The sequence below is a fragment of the Candidatus Stoquefichus massiliensis AP9 genome, assembly GCF_000455285.1.
In the GTDB taxonomy this organism is placed as follows: domain Bacteria; phylum Bacillota_I; class Bacilli_A; order Erysipelotrichales; family Coprobacillaceae; genus Stoquefichus; species Stoquefichus massiliensis.
In genome coordinates, this window is record NZ_HG005298.1 from 23,913 (window position 1) to 42,504 (window position 18,592).

General features: G+C 31.8%; 17 protein-coding genes. 8 read left to right on the top strand and 9 right to left on the bottom strand.

The window, feature by feature from the left end:
- The 7 genes from BN350_RS19715 to BN350_RS17200 form a co-directional block, all read left to right on the top strand.
- A partial coding sequence (locus tag BN350_RS19715; RefSeq protein WP_044600446.1) for an IMP dehydrogenase occupies positions 1–629 on the top strand: 629 nt, incomplete at its 5' end.
- Between the two features lie 81 nt (positions 630–710).
- The gene (cotE, locus tag BN350_RS17175; RefSeq protein ID WP_028044695.1) at positions 711–1,214 is read left to right on the top strand and encodes an outer spore coat protein CotE; all 504 of its coding nucleotides are present in this window, start codon (positions 711–713) and stop codon (positions 1,212–1,214) included.
- A 90-nt stretch (positions 1,215–1,304) separates the two neighbouring features.
- Positions 1,305–3,803 carry a DNA mismatch repair protein MutS gene (gene mutS / locus BN350_RS17180; protein ID WP_028044696.1) on the top strand — a complete coding sequence of 833 codons (2,499 nt, stop codon included), beginning with the start codon at positions 1,305–1,307 and terminating at the stop codon, positions 3,801–3,803.
- Positions 3,804–3,807: 4 nt separating this feature from the next.
- Positions 3,808–5,616, top strand: coding sequence for a DNA mismatch repair endonuclease MutL (mutL, locus tag BN350_RS17185; RefSeq protein WP_028044697.1), 1,809 nt, complete (start codon positions 3,808–3,810; stop codon positions 5,614–5,616).
- A complete protein-coding gene (locus tag BN350_RS17190) occupies positions 5,617–5,976 on the top strand; it encodes a phage holin family protein (RefSeq protein ID WP_028044698.1) in 360 nt (119 codons plus the stop codon).
- Positions 5,969–6,880 (top strand): tRNA (adenosine(37)-N6)-dimethylallyltransferase MiaA, encoded by a 912-nt coding sequence (gene miaA, locus BN350_RS17195; protein ID WP_028044699.1) that lies wholly within the window; start codon positions 5,969–5,971, stop codon positions 6,878–6,880. The genes BN350_RS17190 and miaA overlap by 8 nt, the downstream gene beginning before the upstream one ends.
- Positions 6,881–6,988: 108 nt before the next feature.
- Complete coding sequence (locus BN350_RS17200) at positions 6,989–7,738, top strand: helix-turn-helix domain-containing protein (protein WP_028044700.1); 750 nt, start codon at positions 6,989–6,991, stop codon at positions 7,736–7,738.
- A gap of 547 nt (positions 7,739–8,285) precedes the next feature.
- On the opposite strand, the gene BN350_RS17210 is transcribed toward BN350_RS17200, so the two are convergent.
- Positions 8,286–9,563, bottom strand: coding sequence for a replication-associated recombination protein A (locus tag BN350_RS17210; protein ID WP_028044701.1), 1,278 nt, complete (start codon positions 9,561–9,563; stop codon positions 8,286–8,288).
- A gap of 75 nt (positions 9,564–9,638) precedes the next feature.
- On the opposite strand from BN350_RS17210, the gene dtd reads away from it, so the two are divergent.
- Complete coding sequence (gene dtd / locus BN350_RS17215) at positions 9,639–10,091, top strand: D-aminoacyl-tRNA deacylase (protein ID WP_028044702.1); 453 nt, start codon at positions 9,639–9,641, stop codon at positions 10,089–10,091.
- 147 nt (positions 10,092–10,238) lie between these two features.
- Here the strand turns inward: dtd and BN350_RS17220 are convergent, their stop codons facing one another.
- The 8 genes from BN350_RS17220 to BN350_RS19720 all read right to left on the bottom strand — a co-directional run.
- Positions 10,239–11,345 carry a phosphotransferase enzyme family protein gene (locus tag BN350_RS17220; RefSeq protein ID WP_028044703.1) on the bottom strand — a complete coding sequence of 369 codons (1,107 nt, stop codon included), beginning with the start codon at positions 11,343–11,345 and terminating at the stop codon, positions 10,239–10,241.
- Positions 11,338–12,264, bottom strand: a complete 927-nt coding sequence (locus BN350_RS17225; RefSeq protein ID WP_028044704.1) for a sugar phosphate nucleotidyltransferase — start codon at positions 12,262–12,264, stop codon at positions 11,338–11,340. Before BN350_RS17225 ends, BN350_RS17220 begins: the two co-directional genes overlap by 8 nt.
- Before the next feature lie 11 nt (positions 12,265–12,275).
- Positions 12,276–14,429, bottom strand: coding sequence for a 1,3-beta-galactosyl-N-acetylhexosamine phosphorylase (gene gnpA / locus BN350_RS17230; RefSeq protein ID WP_028044705.1), 2,154 nt, complete (start codon positions 14,427–14,429; stop codon positions 12,276–12,278).
- A gap of 3 nt (positions 14,430–14,432) precedes the next feature.
- Entirely contained in the window at positions 14,433–15,557 is a 1,125-nt protein-coding gene (locus BN350_RS17235; protein ID WP_028044706.1) for an ABC transporter ATP-binding protein, read from the bottom strand.
- Between the two features lie 11 nt (positions 15,558–15,568).
- Positions 15,569–15,736, bottom strand: a complete 168-nt coding sequence (locus BN350_RS21105) for a DUF6903 family protein (RefSeq protein ID WP_187117157.1) — start codon at positions 15,734–15,736, stop codon at positions 15,569–15,571.
- 10 nt (positions 15,737–15,746) lie between these two features.
- Complete coding sequence (locus tag BN350_RS17245) at positions 15,747–16,622, bottom strand: carbohydrate ABC transporter permease (RefSeq protein ID WP_044600447.1); 876 nt, start codon at positions 16,620–16,622, stop codon at positions 15,747–15,749.
- 12 nt (positions 16,623–16,634) lie between these two features.
- Positions 16,635–17,531 carry a carbohydrate ABC transporter permease gene (locus tag BN350_RS17250; protein WP_028044708.1) on the bottom strand — a complete coding sequence of 299 codons (897 nt, stop codon included), beginning with the start codon at positions 17,529–17,531 and terminating at the stop codon, positions 16,635–16,637.
- A 63-nt stretch (positions 17,532–17,594) separates the two neighbouring features.
- The coding region (locus BN350_RS19720) for a carbohydrate ABC transporter substrate-binding protein (protein ID WP_044600448.1) at positions 17,595–18,592 on the bottom strand (998 nt) is incomplete at its 5' end.

Below are 18,592 nucleotides of genomic sequence, written 5' to 3' on the forward strand. Positions count from 1 at the left end.
ATGCTGAAGGATTTAGATTTCTAGCAGATGCTGGTGCTGATTTTATTAAAATTGGTATCGGTGGAGGTTCTATCTGTATCACTCGTGAACAAAAGGGTATCGGTAGAGGACAAGCAACAGCAACAATTGAAGTTGCTAAGGCCAGAGATGAGTATTTTGAAGAAACTGGTATCTATGTACCTATTTGTAGCGATGGAGGTATTGTCCATGATTATCATATGACATTAGCACTTGCAATGGGATCTGACTTCATTATGCTAGGAAGATATTTCTCACGTTTTGATGAATCACCAACAAATAAAGTCAATATCAATGGTCAATATATGAAAGAATATTGGGGTGAAGGAAGTGCTCGTGCAAGAAACTGGCAACGTTATGATTTAGGTGGTGATTCTAAACTTTCTTTTGAAGAAGGTGTAGATTCATATGTACCTTATGCTGGTTCATTAAAAGACAATGTTGGATTAAGTTTATCAAAGATTAAATCAACAATGTGTAACTGTGGAGCATTATCAATTCCAGAATTACAACAAAAAGCAAAAATTACACTTGTTTCTTCAACAAGTATTGTTGAAGGTGGCGCTCATGATGTTGTATTGAAAGATTCAACACCGTCACATAATCAATAAGAAGGCAGAATTTGCCTTCTTTTCTTTTAAAAAAATGTGGTAAATTGAGGAATATATCATATAGTATACAGAGGTGGAATTATGAGCAATAACATAAGAGAGATTTATACAAAGGCAATTGTAGCGAAAGGAAAGAAATTATCTAAAAATACGTATAACTTTAACCTAAGTACATTGCCAAATGACATATTAGGATGCTGGATATCTAACCATCATTATGAAGCAGCTATTAAGAATAGGGTTCCAAAGATTATTGGAACGTTTGATGTTCACATATGGTATAGCTGCCATGATGAACTTGATTCGCAGGTTGAAAAACATCAAGTCACATATATTGATGATATGCAGGTGAGTAAAAAAGAAAATCGTGAATTTGAAATGAGTGATCAGGTGAAGGCAAGATGCTTTGAAAAACCAAAGTGCTTGTCAGCCAGTTTTAATCAGCAGAATGTCACGATTGAAATTGAAAAAGAAATGCAGATAGAGATTAGTGGAGAAACATGTATTAAAGTAGAAGTCAAGAATGAAGAAGAGGTATGGGATGAATTTGATGATATAGAAATTAATCCTGATTTTATTAAATGATAAGCAAGAATTCCTAAGAATTTCTAGAGGAATTCTTTTCTTTATTTGACAAATTATGCTATAATATTTGAGTTATTAAGGAGTGATAAAATGAAACAAAAATATTCACCAATGATGATGCAATATTTAAAAATCAAAGAAGATAATCAAGATTCAATTGTGATGTTTCGTTTAGGTGATTTTTATGAGATGTTTTTTGATGATGCAGTTGTAGCTTCAAAAGCTTTAGATTTAGCTTTGACTGGAAAAAATGCTGGAGCGAAAGAGCGTGTTCCAATGTGTGGAGTGCCTTTTCATGCTGTGAGTGGTTATGTTCAAAAATTAATTGATATGGGACATAAGGTTGCCATTGTAGAACAGTTAAGTGATCCAGGCAAAAAAGGAATTGTGGAACGTGGAGTTGTTCAAATTATTACACCTGGAACTATTATGGATAATTCTTTAAATGAGAAAAAAAATCATTATATTGGGGCATTAGGCGTTTTTGATTTTAATTATACTTTGGCCTATTGCGATATTTCAACTGGTGAGTTCTATGTTGTGAATTTTGATAAGCAAGATCACTTATTGAAAAATCATGTTGATGCATTAGGGTTAAAGGAAATTGTTGTAAGTGATAGTTTGACTTTTGATGGTGTATTTGTTTCTCATTATGAAAATGATAAGTTTAATGATGGCTATAAGAAGGTTTTTGAGAATATTAAGGATTTGAAAGAGATTAAAGTTTGTTCTTTGTTGTTGAATTATATGATAGAGACACAGAAACGTGAATTGGGGCATATTCAGGCTATTCAGGAAGTGAAAACTGAAGATTATATATATATGGACTCTTATACGAAAAAGTCCCTAGAACTTGTTAAAAATGCGGATAATGAAAACTATGGAACGTTACAGTGGTTATTAGATGAAACAAAGTCTGCTATGGGTGGAAGATTGCTGAGACAATGGATAGAAAGACCTTTGGTTAATTTAGAGAAAATTGAAAAAAGAATGGATATTATTGAAATTTTAATTGATAATTTTATTGAAAGAGAAACAATTAAAGATATCATTAATGATATTTATGATTTAGAAAAACTTGCTGCAAGAATTGCTTTTGGTAATGTTAATGCAAGAGATTTAAAATGGATTGGTGCTTCTTTAAAAGTAATTCCTGAATTAAAAAATCAATTACTTTCTTTAGAACATCCATATACAACAGATTTAGCAAATCAACTTGTTGATTTATCACATATTACAGATGTCATAGATCAGGCTATTGTTGAAAATCCACCATTAACAGTCAAAGAAGGTGGATTAATTCAAACTGGTTACAATAAAGAGTTAGATGAATTAAGATATATTCGTGAAAATGGTAAACAATGGTTAAGTGAATTTGAACAAAGAGAAAGAGAAAAAACAGGTATTAAAGGATTAAAGATTGGTTATAATAGAGTCTTTGGATATTATATTGAAGTCACAAAAAGTTATTTATCAATGGTTAAAGATGAATTTGAATATACACGTAAACAAAGTATATCTAATGCGGAGCGTTTTGTAACACCGGAACTGAAAGAAATGGAAGCCAAAATATTAAGTGCCAATGATAAAATGATTGCTTTAGAATATGAAATTTTTGCACAATTGCGAGAATATATCAAAAAAGATGTTCATTTAATTCAAGATGTTGCAAGCATTGTTGCACAAGTTGATGTCTATCAGTCATTGGCTTCAAAAGCAAGTCAAAATGGTTATATCAGACCAAAATTTAATAATCAGCATATGTTACATATTGAAAATGGAAGACATGGTGTTATTGAACAAGTTATTTCAAGACAAAATTATGTTCCTAATGATGTAGATATTCATGAAAATGAACCAATTCTTTTAATAACTGGGCCTAATATGGGTGGAAAATCAACATATATGAGACAGATTGCTCTTTGTGTGATTATGGCACAAATTGGTTCGTTTGTACCCTGTGATGAAGCAAATTTACCTGTTTTTGATCAAATTTTTACACGTATTGGTGCCAGTGATGATTTAATATCAGGACAATCTACTTTTATGGTTGAAATGTTAGAAGCGAATAATGCTTTACGCTATGCAACACATGATTCATTAATTATATTTGATGAAATTGGGCGTGGAACTGCAACTTTTGATGGAATGGCTATTGCGCAATCAATGATTGAATATATTGCAACAAAGATTCAATGCATTACACTCTTTTCAACACATTATCATGAACTGACTATGATGGATGAAAGTTTTCATATTCAAAATGTTCATGCGAGTGCAGCGGTTGAAGGTGATAGAATTGTATTCTTATATAAAATCAAACCAGGACGCAGTCATCGTTCCTATGGTATTAATGTTGCTCAACTAGCTAAACTTCCTGATGAAGTGATTGCTCGTTCTAAAGTTATTCTTAAGTCTTTAGAGGATAATAATATTGAAACAGTAATTAGCGAGACAGTTGAACAGCCAGAGTTAATTGCTGAAAGTCAAGTAGAAAAAGCATTGGAAAGAATAGATCCAATGGCGTTATCACCATTAGATGCATTGAGTACATTAATAGAATTAAAAAAAATATTAGAAACGAGGTGATTATATGGCTAAAATAAGACAGTTAGATGATATTTTATCAAATAAAATAGCTGCTGGGGAAGTTGTTGAAAGACCTTCAAGTGTCGTTAAAGAATTGGTTGAAAATAGTATTGATGCATCAGCTAACCGCATTGATATCTTCATAGAAGATGGTGGTCTACAAATGATCAAAGTTGTTGATAATGGTGAAGGAATGGAAAAAGAAGATGCTCGTCTTTGCTTTTCTCGACATGCAACAAGTAAAATCAAAGATGACCATGATCTCTTTAATATTATGACTTTAGGTTTTCGTGGTGAAGCGATACCTTCTATTGCCTCTGTAAGTGGCTTTGATTTAAGAACATCTTCTGGTGACCAGGGAACATTCATAACTTATGAATTTGGTAAATATAAAAAAGAAGGAACATGTGATTTACCAAGAGGTACACAGATTACAGTGACAAAACTATTTCAAAATGTTCCTGCAAGATTGAAATATTTAAAATCAGTCAATAGTGAATTTGCAGCCATTCATCAATATATAGAAAGAATAGCATTAGCCTATCCGCAAATAGCTATACGTTTGTATCATAATGAAAAGTTAATCTTTCAAACGAATGGAAAAGGACAATTATTAGAAGTGATTGCTAGCATGTATGGTATTTCAACAGCTAAAAATATGATTCCTATACAATTTGAAAATGATGAATTTCAAATTGATGGCTATATGAGTAAGATAGATACATCACGAGCATCAAAAACAAATATTATTACGTTAGTTAATCATAGATACGTTAAAAATATTATGAGTATTGATGCAATTAATAATGCATATCGTCGTTATTTAGCTGATAATCGTTTTCCGATAGCTGTTATTAATATTGAAGTTGATCCCTATCTCGTTGATGTCAATGTTCATCCATCAAAATTAGAAGTTCGTTTTTCAAAAGAATATGAATTAAGAGAACTCATTTATAACGGGGTGTCTGATGCATTAGCCCAAATTGATTTGACTTATCAGGCTAAGAATAAGACAACTGAAAGAGAAACTTTTAAACCAGAATTAGATCAAATCACATTTGATTTACATTCAGAACCAGTAGTGACTCAATCAATTCATACTGAACCTACTGTCACAAAACCTATTCAAGCAGAAGTTGTTAAGGAAACATCAACATCTTATCAGACTGCTGAGTCATTACAACAACAAACTGTTGTGAAATCAGAGCCACTTCATATAGAACAACGTCCAATAAAAGAAAAAATCTACGCAAAAACACAGATTCATGGAACATATCTTGTTGGTGAAAATGAAAAGGGAATGTATTTGCTAGATCAGCATGCAGCTCAGGAAAGAATTAATTATGAGTATTATAAATCTAAATTTGAGAAACTTGATTTAACAATGCAGCCATTAATAGTTCCCCTTCAATTAGAATATCCAATGAGTGAATTCTTGATTTTAGAAGAACGTAAGTCAATGCTTAAAGAAGTTGGTATTGAATTAGAAGTCTTTGGTGAACATGGGTATATAGTGAGGAGTCTTCCTTTATGGATGAAGAAGATAGATGAAAACATTTTTGTGGATACAATGGTTCAGGAAGTATTGCATAAAAATAATTTAGATGTTGTGGGCTTACAAGAACATGCAATAGCAACATTAAGCTGTAAAGCATCTTTAAAAGCTAATACTTATTTATCACCAAGTGATATGCAAACGATATTTGATAATCTCATGCGTTGTGAGAATCCATATGTCTGTCCACATGGAAGACCAACAATATTATTTTATAGTGACTATGAATTAGAAAAATTATTTAAGAGGGTGGTATAAATGAAAAAAGGTATTACAAACATTCTTTTTGAACTTGTGTTAGGTGCAGCAGTTATTATGTTAATGGGGTATTGGTTTGATGGTGTTTATGTGAAAAGTTTTGGTGTTGCTTTTTTAGTTGCTTTAGTTCTAGCTTTGTTAAATACATTTATTAAACCGATTTTAACAATTATTGCTCTACCTATTACAATCTTATCTTTAGGAATATTTCAGTTAATTATTAATGGTTTTATTTTAACTTTGGCAACTGACCTATTAGCTCCGGATTTTTATATTAATTCATTTGGATTAACAATTGTAACATCTGTTTGTATTTCTATTATTTATAGTTTGCTGGGTATAGGAAAGCTTAATGACTAGAGTTATTGTTGTGATTGGTCCAACAAGCGTTGGAAAAACAAAAATGGGAGTTGAATTATCAAAAGCTTTAAATGGTGAAGTGATTAGTGGTGATTCTATGCAAGTTTATAGAGGTATGAATATAGGTACTGCTAAAGTAACATCTCAAGAAATGGAGGATATTCCTCATCATTGTATTGATATTTTAGAACCAGATGAGGAATATAGTGTAAAAGATTTTCAAGATGCTGTTCGTTATCACATAGATGAAATGGTCAGTCGAGGGAAATTGCCAATTATTGTTGGAGGAACAGGGTTGTATATTAAGGCTGCTCTTTTTGATTATGAGTTTAGTGAAATGTCTGATAATCATGAAATTTTTAGAGCTAAATATCATGATTATGACAATGTACAATTGTATAATCATTTGCAGAGCATTGATCCTAAAAGTGCTTTAGAGTTGCATCCTAATAATCGTCAGCGTGTGTTAAGAGCTATTGAAATCTATGAAACAACTGGACAAAGAAAAAGTGAAATTGTAGATGCACAACAGCATATCTGTCTCTATGATGCTTATTTTGTAGGATTGACATTACCAAGAGACATTTTATATGAACGAATTAACAAACGAGTAGATATCATGAAAAATAATGGATTAGAAGCAGAAATTAAAAGTCTACATCAACTTGGGTTGAAACGTGCACATCAAAGTATGAAAGCAATAGGTTATAAAGAATGGTTTGATTATTTCGAGGAAAAAATAACGTTAGAAGAAGTCTATGATAACATCAAAAAACATTCTCGCCAGTATGCAAAAAGACAATATACATGGTTTAAGAATCAATTTGATGTGCATTGGTATGATGTAAATTTAAAAAATTTTGATGAAACAGTTCAAGCGGTTTTGAAGGATATTTATCAATAAATATCCTTTTCTTTTTAAATGCAACTAAGAGTTGACACTTTTCTAAGTGTGAGTTGATTGTGCTTATAGTATTATGCTTTATAATGAAAAGTGTTGAAAGGGGATTATATGAAACTACAAGAAAATTTAACGAAATTAAGAAAACAAAAAGGTTTTTCTCAGGAGGAATTAGCTTATCAGTTAGGTGTATCAAGACAATCTGTAAGTAAGTGGGAATCAGGAGCATCAATACCAGAACTAGAAAGATTAATTGAAATAGCTAATTTGTTTGAGGTTACTCTGGATGAACTTGTGAAAGGTGAACATCCAACTGCTCAAGGAATTGTGATGAGTGAAGAAGAACTTCATCGTGTTATTAGAAAATCAAAAGAATTTGAGTATAAGAGTCGATTAACGATAGCAGGTATCCCACTTGTACATGTTAATTTTGGCTATGGTAGAAAAGTGGCTAAAGGTATTATTGCATTAGGAAATATTTCTATTGGTGTTATCAGTATTGGAGGTCTTGCGATGGGATTATTGAGTCTAGGTGGTTTGACATTTGGGGGTCTTGTTTTTGGTGGGTTGGCTTTAGGAATTTTTGCTTTTGGAGGGGTGGCTGTAGGTTATCTTGCTGTAGGTGGATTGGCTATAGGGATATATGCTTGTGGCGGAATGGCAATTGCCAATCAAATAGCAGTAGGTGGTAAGGCTATCGGACATATTGCAATAGGTGCAAGTGCAAGTGGTGATTATTGTTTACAGGGGGTAAATATTTCCGGTCAGGAGATAAATCATTTTTTTCAATCTATACCAGAAAAATTACCAAAATGGATAAAATCATTTTTTATGAATACAACTATTATTAAAGTAAAATAGATCTCATAAGGGATCTATTTTTGATGTGGACCACGTATGGTATAAGACTAAATGGTGAAAGTCTCGTATTACCAACCACTAGCCAAAGACAATAGACAAATGGTTAAGACGGAGAATAAGAATGATATACTGGAAGAGATGGAAGATAGTAAGGACAAACTATAGAAATCTACAAAGATTAGGAATAAATAAATACAAAGCATGGGAATGGGCAAATACAAGAAAAAAGCTACTGGCATATAGCCAATAGCTTTATACTCTTTAGAACACTAACCAACGATAGATTGAAAAGTTGGGGATATATAAGTGCGCTAGACTATTACAATTCTATAAACTTATGAAACGCTGTGTAGAAAACCCAACGCACGGTGTTGTGAAAGGGGCGAAAGATTTTCATTTTTAGCCTCTATTCAATTGTTATTTTAAAGGTAAAGTAACTCATTTTATAATTGTTTTGTGAGTTTTGATTAATGTACTTTAACAAAATGATTTATTTCTTTTAATAAGAGCATTTTTGTACTTGATTTCTATATTTTATATGAAAAGGCTATTGATGGTTTGTCTTTTTTTTATTGTTAAGTTCTTTGATATTATGTGTTCGACCATGTTTTAATAGGCGGCGATAATTTTCAGCAAGTGCTTTTTCATATTGACTAGTCATCCAAGGAATATAAAATTGCTGGCCTTTAAGTGCTTCTGGTAAGTATTGTATATATTCCCAAAGTTCTGGACGATTGTAATCATATTTTTCATCTTCTTCTAATCCAACAGGTGTTAGACGCAAATAATGAGGCGCTGGGTATGGGTGTGCAGCAAGTGAACTTAAAGCAGCATCAATTGCAGCTTCTGAAGATTTTGATTTTGGTGAAAGACATAAATCAATAATAACACTTGCTATAGGGATTCTAGCTTCTGGAAAACCAATAATTTTGGCTGCTTGAAATGCTATGACTGTACGCATACACGCGTTTGGATTTGCAAGTCCAATATCTTCGTATGCAGTTGTGATAACACGTCTTTCTAATGATTCTATGTCATTGGCTTCAATGAGTTTACCTAGATAGTACATAGCACCATTCGGATCACTACCACGAATCGATTTTTGTAAGCCACTTAAAGTATCATAATATTGATCTTCATCTTTATCGAATTGAGCATTTGCTTTATGAAGAGAATTCTTAACAATATCCATTGTAATAAAAGAATCATCACATAAAATACTTGAAACTTCTAAGCAGTTATATGCATAGCGAATATCTCCACTGCTTAATTTGGCAATGTATTGAAAAACACCATCTTCTACTTTAAATTGATTGTGTAATCCATTTTCGCTTACTAAGGCTCGATTAAGCCCTTCTATAATGTCTTCTAACGATAGTGGCTTGACTTCAACAATTTGACAACGAGAGCGAATAGCGGGGTTAATAGAATGATATGGGTTAGCTGTTGTACATCCAGCAATAATCAATAAGCCATTTTCAATATGTGGTAACAAATGATCTTGTTTATCTTTATTTAAACGATGAACTTCATCAATAATGACAAACAATTCTCCACTCATCTTGGCTTCTTCAATAATCATATCCATTTCTTTTTTATTACCTGTAGAGGCGTTAAAAAGACGGAAAGGGATATCTAAATCATTAGCAAGTGCACTTGCCAATGTTGTTTTTCCACATCCAGGAGGGCCATAAAGAATTGTTGACATAGGATGTTTCTTTTTAACAAATTGTGTAAATAATGCTTTTTCTCCAATAATATGTTTTTGTCCCAATACATCATTTAAAGATGTAGGACGCATACGATGTGCTAAAGTTGTCGTCATAAAATCTTTCCTTTTTCTATAAATTTGTTTATAATAAGTATAACATTTTTTATAAAAGAATGATAGGAGCGAGTTATGAAAGTTATTGTACAAAGAGTAAAAGAAAGTTCAGTTAGCATTGATGGTCATGTAAAGGGACATATTGAAAAGGGATATATGGTATTAGTTGGATTTTGTGAAGGAGACAATCAAGAAATAATTGATAGGATTGTGGATAAAATTATTCATTTACGTGTTTTTGAAGATGAACAGGGAAAAATGAATTTATCTTTGAAAGATGTAAATGGAAGTATATTATCTATTTCGCAATTTACATTATATGCAGATTGTCGTAAAGGTCGTCGACCAAGTTTTATTACAGCGGCTAAACCTGATGTGGCAATACCACTTTATAATTATTTTAATCAAAGAATAAAAGATTCTGGAATATATTTAGAAACAGGAGTTTTTGGAGCAGATATGAAAGTTTCATTAATAAATGATGGACCAGTTACAATTATTTTAGATAGTCAAGATATTTGTAAGTAATAAGTTGTTGCTATAAGGACTCTATGCAAATAGGATGATATTCCATTATAATAAGTGCGAATAATATTTGAGGTTTGTAATACTTACAGTTTTTGTTGAACAAGAAACACTAATTCTTAAAAAACATCTCCCAAACGGAGATGTTTTTTAGATGTGTTTTTTCACAATATCATTCATGATATCCCATTTCTTTTCCATATCAGATACTAATTTAAATTGAGTTCGACAGCGATCAAGATTATGGGTTGGATATTTTGTTTTAAAATAGGTATCACCTTGCAAATAATCAGTTAAAAATCGAATCCCACATTCAAGTGTCATAACTTTAGCACCAAGGGGTAATGCTTTTATTTCAGCATCAGTTAACTGTTTATTACAACCTTTGATAAAACCTTTTGTGTAGATTTCAAAAAGATGCATATCACATTCAATTTTAGATAAATCTTTTTCATCTTCAGCTCCAGTACTGGCACCAAAACGAATCGAATCACCAAAATCATTAATTGCTAGCCCGGGCATAACAGTATCTAAATCAATGACACATATACCTTGATGCGTTTTATCATCAATCAAAACATTATTAAGTTTGGTATCATTATGAGTCACTCGAAGAGGAAGTATTCCTTTTTTTTGCATATCGCTTAAAATGTGCGTATCTTCTACATGGCTATAAACAAATTCGATTTCTTTTTGAACATCCTGAACACGCTGACAAATATCTTTTTTGACTGCTTCTTCAAAAATGTGAAAACGAGCAGGTGTATTATGGAAGTCAGGAATTGTTTCATGTAATGTGTTTGCTGGATAGTCAGCTAATAAACTTTGAAATCTACCAAAGGCAAGTGCACTCTGATAGAAATCTTCATCACTTTTAACTTCATCGTACCCAGTTGCACATGTAATAAAGTGATAAGCACGCCAATAGTTACCTTCACTATCTTGATAATATGGTTTGCCAGATTTGTTGAGAATTACTGTAAGTGTTTCTCTTTCTGGATCGCCACCATTTTGTATGATTTTTTTTCTTAAAAAATCAGTGACATTCAAAATGTTTTCCATTAATTGAATAGGTTGTTTAAATACATTTGTATTCATACGTTGTAAAATAATTGGAACAATTCCCATATGTTTAATTTTATATTCTAATAAATAAGTATCATTAATATGTCCACTTCCATAGGGACAAGCATTAATGATTTCACCAACAAAATCAAAATGTGAAATAACTTCTTGAAGGATTTTTTTATTATTCATTATTCTTACCCCATAATTCTTTTGGATAAAGTCCACTTTCTTTCATTTCTTGAATAGCTTTCACTATTTTTGGTTTGTCTTCTTTATATGTGACACCATACCATTGATCAGATGTTTTTAAGACTTTAACAATTGCTTTTTTTTGTTTTAATAAATGACTAACAACACTTGGAATAAAATATTCACATTTAAGTGGGTTACTCACAAGTCCTTCATCTAGAAAGGCCTGAAAGCCATTTCCTATTTCTTTTATAATACTTTGTGAAAATCCCCAAAGATTCATTGATACTATAGAATTTTGTGGCAAATCTATCCATTCGTTATCTTCTTGATATGCTGCACCAGTTGATGTCTTTTTAATTTTTGTTCTTTCTGTAATATTTATCAAATTATTATCATCATTAACAACACAAACACCTCTAGCAACAGTTCCGTTTTCAGTTAACGTTTTTTCAATTTGATATCCAACCATTGCATAACGATAGTAATTATCATCCTGATGTGTTGATAAATAATTGTAGATAATCTGAAATGCTTCAATTCCGTAATAATCATCAGCATTAATGACTGCAAAAGGTCCTTCAACAATTTGTCTGCAACAATAAATGGCATGCGCAGTCCCCCATGGTTTAATGCGGTTTTCGGGTATAATATTTCCTAAGGGAATATCAGTTATCTCTTGATAAACATAATGAACTTTCATGATTTTCTCCATTCGATAACCTATGGTTTGTTTAAAATCTTTCTCATTATCCTTTTTTATGATAAATACGACTTCCTTAAAACCAGCTCGCATTGCATCATAGAGAGAGTAATCAATAATAATATGTCCATCTTGATCAATAGGATCGATTTGTTTTAAACCTCCATAACGACTTCCCATACCAGCAGCCATAATAACAAGTATTGGTTTTTTCATGTTTTTACCTCCTATAAGTTAATCCATCGTAATTCCATTGGTTCTAGATTTAATGTCTTAACTTTTTTTCCTTGAATATAAAGATCAGTTGGTAAAGATGTTGTCGTATTGTTGATAACAGCAATTTTACCAATTTCTTCAAATGCAGCAACTTCTGTATTGACATTGCTTACATAATATTTTTTCATTTCATCTTCAACTTGAGCCGCCCAATATATAGTTCTTAATAGAAGACGACAGTTCTGAGGTGAATAAGGTAAACCGGCAAGATAAATACTACGTCCTTTACCAAAACGATTTGTAACAAGCTGAGCATAACCATGATATTGACTGAGTATCTGGTAATCTTCACCATGTGCATATATCCCATTCATTCCTTCACCGAAATCAATTTTACCATCAATATCTTCTAACAAGAAATGCTTTGAATTAACAGTATTATATTTGTCGTGACTAAGTGTAAAGTTTACTTCTTTGTCAACGCCTAATACATCACTTAATTGGAAGAATTGCCCTTGATGCTGATACGCTGTAGGTTCACCAACGCCAATAAACCCTCCACCTTGATCAACCCACTGTCTTATTTTTGTAACAATATCAGGATTAATCCAATTTTCAGCTCCTGACCATGAAGTATAAGCACTACCAGCATTAATGATTACTTTATATTTATCTAAAGCACCATTTAATACATCTTCAAAATTAATAAAATCAAGGTCGATAGGCATTCCGCTTAAACATTCAATAATACCAACATATGAATAAATTTCACGATACCATATAGCATGATGAACTTGATTATTCATCCAGCGTCGACTTTCACCCCAGCAATTCAATATAGCAACTTTAAATGGTGAAACATATGCCTTTGTCCCTTGAGTAGTATCATGTATACTTCTAAATTCATCAACAACATGTGTGATTGTATCAATAAAACCAGGCCATTCAATAGCCAATTTCAAATAACCACCATATCCAATACGATCTAATGGACTTCTTAAAATAGCTCGCCTTGCTTTTAACCAGTTATTATGAGCTTCGCCAATAGGATCGCCACCTTCAGTAAAAACATCTGGGAAGAAGTAAGGAAGCAATCTTCCTTCTGTATATTTTACACCTTTAATATCTGAAATCATACGCATTGTCACACCATCACCAACTGAACCAACAACAGCATCTAATCCAATAGATTCAAAATAAGGTCCATAAGGTTCTGTACCAATCCAGTGATCACCTAAAAACATCATTGCTTCTTTACCATAACTGTGAACGATATCGACTAATTCTTTTGCGAGTTTACAAACCTCTTGTTGCTGGAAATTGATAAAGTCTTTAAATTCACGAGAAGGAACTCTAAAAAGCGAATTATGATATCCCTGATCAACAATATATTCAGGTCTGAATTTATAACCAGCCCATTGTTCAAATTGTTTAAGAATATAAGGTGAAACACTGGCACTATAGCCAAACCATTCAACAAATTTTTCACGTTTTTGATCATCAAATGTCAATGTAAATTGATGGAAAAATGTTGTAAAACGAATGACATTAACATGAGGGTTTTCTTCGCAAAATTTCTTAAGTTTTTCTTTTACATAGGCTTGGGTTTTAGGCTGACGGACATCAAATGTTAATTGATGTGGAGCGTTTTTCCAATCGTTTGTAATAAAATTATACATATGAACGGGATCCCAAATCAAAAATGCTAAAAAACTGACAGTGTATACATGATATGGAATTGTTTGAATTGTTACGGTTTCTGCTTGTTTATTATATGTCCAATTGGTTGTCGGAACAATTTCACCTGTTGTTCGATCAATAACCTCCCACCAATCATATGGATTATCAATGAAATTTGGTTTTAATTGTTCTGTGTGAAAACCTTTCATTAATGAAATGGTCAGTGATGACTTTTTAGCAGTATAACGATCTGTTATTAAGTATTCTTGTTGAATTTCTTCAGGATTAGCAAGAGCCCAATCGTTATCTTTCCTTGTTGTATAATAAGTTGCATAAATTTTTGCATCTAAATCTAATATTTCTTTTGGCATTTCTGTACCATCACAGTCTCTGATGGCATCTGCTCCCAACTTCTTTTTTAATGCAATTGTTTGATCTATAACATCTAAATCAGTAGGGAGAGTAAGTCTTCCATAATTTTTCATGTTTTATCCCTCTTGATTTTCTAGTATATTTAATTCATTGTCCATATCAAAGAAATGTGTTTTATTCATTAGATAAACAAATGCACCTTCATCATTTGCTCTAAGTGGTGTGCTGCCAGGAATCTTTACAACAAATGGGTTATTATCTTTTGTCATATGAACAAAACTTTCTGATCCCATTAATTCTACAACATCAACCTGACTTTGAAATGATGCTTCAGGATGATGCATGATGTATTGAGGATGAGTAGAGATATCTTCTGGTCTAATACCCATTGTGACAACTTTTCCAATATAACCTTTTTCTTTTAAAACAGTTGCCTTGCTTTCTGGAATTTCTAGTGTTATGTCAGATAATTCAATAAAAAGTTTTTTATCCTTTTCTATAATCATTCCGTCTCTAAAATTCATTTGTGGACTACCAATAAAACCAGCAACAAATTTATTAACAGGATGTTCATAAAGATAAGTAGGGGCAGCTACTTGTTGTACACGTCCATCTTTCATAACAACAATTCTTGTTCCCATTGTCATGGCTTCTGTTTGATCATGCGTTACATAAATGAAAGTTGTTCCTAATTGCTGATAAATTTTTAAGATTTCTACACGCATTTGAACTCTTAATTTCGCATCAAGATTACTAAGTGGTTCATCCATTAAGAAAACTTTAGGTTCTCTAACAATAGCTCTTCCTAAAGCAACACGTTGTCTTTGCCCACCTGAGAGGGCTTTTGGCTTACGGTCTAAATATTGTTCGATATCAATAGCTTTGGCTACAGAACGAACTCGTTTATCGATTTCTTCTTTAGAAACTTTTGCAATTTTTAATCCAAAAGCCATGTTGTCATAGACACTCATATGTGGATAAAGTGCATATGATTGGAAAACCATTGCAATATCTCTATCCTTAGGAGAAATATCATTCATGAGTTTATCATCAATGTATAATTCTCCACTTGATATATCCTCTAGTCCAGCAATCATTCTTAATGTTGTTGATTTACCACAACCAGAAGGACCTACAAAAACAATAAATTCTTTATCTTTGATATCAAGATTGAAATCAAAGACAGCTTGAACATTATTGTCATAAATTTTATTTATATTTTTAAGTGATAATGTAGCCATTATATTTCCTCCTATTTGTATCTCTTGTTATAAATATAAAGTATTGTAACTAAACCAATTAGTCCAATGAATTCTAAAGTCAATCCCATATATCCAATGTGTTTTTGTCCATAAAAGAGAAGGGCGAAAGAAACAATAAATATAACAAGTAATAATATATTTTGTTTTTTTGTATCCATATTTTTTCACCTAATCCTTTAGTCCACCCAAAGTCATACCTTGGGTTAATTTCTTTTGAACCATAATATATAAAACTAATGTTGGTAACATAACAATGACAAGTCCAGCATACATCATACCGTATTCAGCTTTGCCTCGAGAAGCTTGCATTAATGCGAGAAGTCCAACAGGAAGAGTTCGATTTGACCCACTCATTAAAGTTAAAGCGATAATATACTCGTTCCAAAAAGCTAAGAAGTTAAATAATATGACAGTCACTATACTTGGTTTTGCCATTGGAATCATGACTTTAATCATTGTTTTAAAATATCCACACCCATCAATTAAAGCAGCTTCTTCGTAAGCTTTTGGTAAAGTTTGAAAATAACTGCTTAGTAGATAAACGGTAAAAGGAATAGCTGTAGAAGCATAAACAACGGCTAAAACAAATATATTATCTAAGAAAAAGCTTAAGTTTAATGCATCATCCCATCCCATTAACATCAAAAAGATAGGAACAACAATGTAATTGACATTGATAAATAACCCTGCCATAAATAATGTATTTAATATTTTTTTACCTTTAAATTTATAACGTGCTAACACATAAGATGCTGGTAAAGAAACAACAAGTAAAATAATTAATGCCAAAGCTGTTGAAATAACAGAATTGATGAAATAATTACCCATACTAGCTTTTTCAAAGGCGTTGATGAAGTTTTGAAAATAGATTCCAGCAGGTAATGCCCAAGGGTTTGAATAAAATTCTTTATTTTCTTTAATCGATGCCATAAAAACCCATGCTACAGGTACAATAATTGATATTGCTAATGTAATTAAGGCAACATAAATAAAAATTTTGTATAAACGATCAACATTACTAAATTTGTTTTTTATATTTTTCATCTATGTTTCCTCCTATAATTCAATCGGATCACGATTCGTAGATTTGTTTAAAATAAAACTTAAAACAAAAGAGAAGATAAAAACAATAGCAGCAATAGCCATACCATAACCATAGCTTGCATTGTTATAAGCTTGCTTATAAATATAACCTAATACAGTTTGACTAGCACCGTCAGGGCCGCCAGATGTTAATGCATTGACTAATAAGAAACTAATATTAATTGTACTGATGACAAAAAATGTTAATGTTGTGCGAATATTATCCCATATCATAGGGAGTGTGATAGAAAAGAATTGTCTAAATTTTCCAGCACCATCTAAAGCAGCTGATTCATAAAGATGTTCTGGTATAGATGACATACTTGCCATGTACATAACCATATAATATCCAATTGCTTGCCATATTAGTGCACCGATTACAGCATATAAAACAATATTCTGATCTCCTAAAAATTGTATTGTATCCCATGTCTCTGGTTTAAACAATGAAATCATACTATTAATTAAACCATTATTTGATGAATCATAGATAGCTCCAAAAATTGATGAAATAACAACAACAGAAAGAATGTTAGGAATATAGAATATAATTCTAAAGAAATTTTGTCCTTTGATTTTCTCTCTTACCAAGATAGAAGCAAAGATAATAGCAAGAGCCATTGTGATTACTGTGACAACTGCAATAATTAATATTGTATTTTGCAATGCATGGATAAAATTCATATCCTGGAAAGCAGTAATGAAATTGTTGAATCCAACAAAAGTTTTGTTGGCAGATAGTCCGCCCCATTTCAAAGTAGACATCCAAAAAACATTGATTGTTGGAATAATCATGAACACCGTAAATAAAATTGTCGCAGGGGCAAGACAAATGATTATAAATCTTCTTTTTTCTTTTTTCTTGTTCATATTTTTCCTTTCTAAAATAGCGGTGATTACACCACCGCTATTTGTTTCATATTAAATTTCTATTTATTTATCATATTTTTGAACTGCTTCAATAACAGCGTTATACCATTGTTCAACAGTTTTATTGCCAGTCATAACAGAATTAACTGTTCCATATAAAATACCATCAGCGCTTGTTAAGTCAACACCTTCAATAGCATCAGCAGCGGCAAATCCAACTGGGTTTGTTTTTGCACCATTTGCAACAACAGAATAGAATAACTTGTTTTCATCTGTATCTTTAATTAATTTTGAAGCATAATCAGTAGGCATTACAGCTCCACCATTTTCGTAGAATAATTTAGCAGCTTCATCACTGTAACAGAAAGCAATAAATTCTTTTGCAAGAGCTTTGTTATCTGCATTTGATTTTTCTGGGATATAGATTTGTTCAGAGAATGTAGTAGAGTAAGCATCACCATCAGTAGTTAATTTAGGTAAAGCCATGAATCCCCATTTAAATCCATCTTTTCTAGGAGCATCTTTCATTTCACCAGGTAACCAAGTTCCGTTAGGGCAGAATAAAGCTTTGTTATCTAAAATTAATTGTTGGTTTTTAGTGAAACCTTCTTTATTAGCATTAGAAACTGTATTTTTTTCAATATATTTTGCAAGTGTTCCAACTGTTTCAAATGCTTTCTTTGTGTCTGCTTCTTTCCAAGTAGCAGTATCATAATTCATAAGTTTTAAATATTTTTCAGGACCAACAGCTTCATTTAATAATGCACTAAAGAATGCATCAAAATAACCAGTTGTTGGGTAAGTGAATAATGCAATTCCTTCTTTTTTTGCTTTTTCTCCAAGTTCAAACATTTCATTCCATGTTTTAGGAACTTCCCATCCTTTTTCTGTAAAAAGACCTTCATTATAGAATAATCCACAAGGGCTATAGTTGATAGGAGCTAAGTACATTTTTCCATCACTATAAGGGCTACTTGTGAAAGAATCAGTGAAACCAGGTAAGACTTTATTTTTGACTGTATCTTTTTCACCTGGAATTGTTAAATCAAGAACATCAGTAA

Coding starts and splice junctions, on each gene's coding strand:
- BN350_RS17200 (WP_028044700.1), top strand. CDS start 6,989: ATGAAACTACAAGAAAATTTAACGAAATTAAGAAAACAAAAAGGTTTT.
- mutS (WP_028044696.1), top strand. CDS start 1,305: ATGAAACAAAAATATTCACCAATGATGATGCAATATTTAAAAATCAAA.
- dtd (WP_028044702.1), top strand. CDS start 9,639: ATGAAAGTTATTGTACAAAGAGTAAAAGAAAGTTCAGTTAGCATTGAT.
- gnpA (WP_028044705.1), bottom strand. CDS start 14,429: ATGAAAAATTATGGAAGACTTACTCTCCCTACTGATTTAGATGTTATA.
- BN350_RS17190 (WP_028044698.1), top strand. CDS start 5,617: ATGAAAAAAGGTATTACAAACATTCTTTTTGAACTTGTGTTAGGTGCA.
- cotE (WP_028044695.1), top strand. CDS start 711: ATGAGCAATAACATAAGAGAGATTTATACAAAGGCAATTGTAGCGAAA.
- BN350_RS17245 (WP_044600447.1), bottom strand. CDS start 16,622: ATGAAAAATATAAAAAACAAATTTAGTAATGTTGATCGTTTATACAAA.
- BN350_RS17220 (WP_028044703.1), bottom strand. CDS start 11,345: ATGAATAATAAAAAAATCCTTCAAGAAGTTATTTCACATTTTGATTTT.
- BN350_RS17210 (WP_028044701.1), bottom strand. CDS start 9,563: ATGACGACAACTTTAGCACATCGTATGCGTCCTACATCTTTAAATGAT.
- mutL (WP_028044697.1), top strand. CDS start 3,808: ATGGCTAAAATAAGACAGTTAGATGATATTTTATCAAATAAAATAGCT.
- BN350_RS17225 (WP_028044704.1), bottom strand. CDS start 12,264: ATGAAAAAACCAATACTTGTTATTATGGCTGCTGGTATGGGAAGTCGT.
- BN350_RS17235 (WP_028044706.1), bottom strand. CDS start 15,557: ATGGCTACATTATCACTTAAAAATATAAATAAAATTTATGACAATAAT.
- BN350_RS17250 (WP_028044708.1), bottom strand. CDS start 17,531: ATGAACAAGAAAAAAGAAAAAAGAAGATTTATAATCATTTGTCTTGCC.
- miaA (WP_028044699.1), top strand. CDS start 5,969: ATGACTAGAGTTATTGTTGTGATTGGTCCAACAAGCGTTGGAAAAACA.
- BN350_RS21105 (WP_187117157.1), bottom strand. CDS start 15,736: ATGGATACAAAAAAACAAAATATATTATTACTTGTTATATTTATTGTT.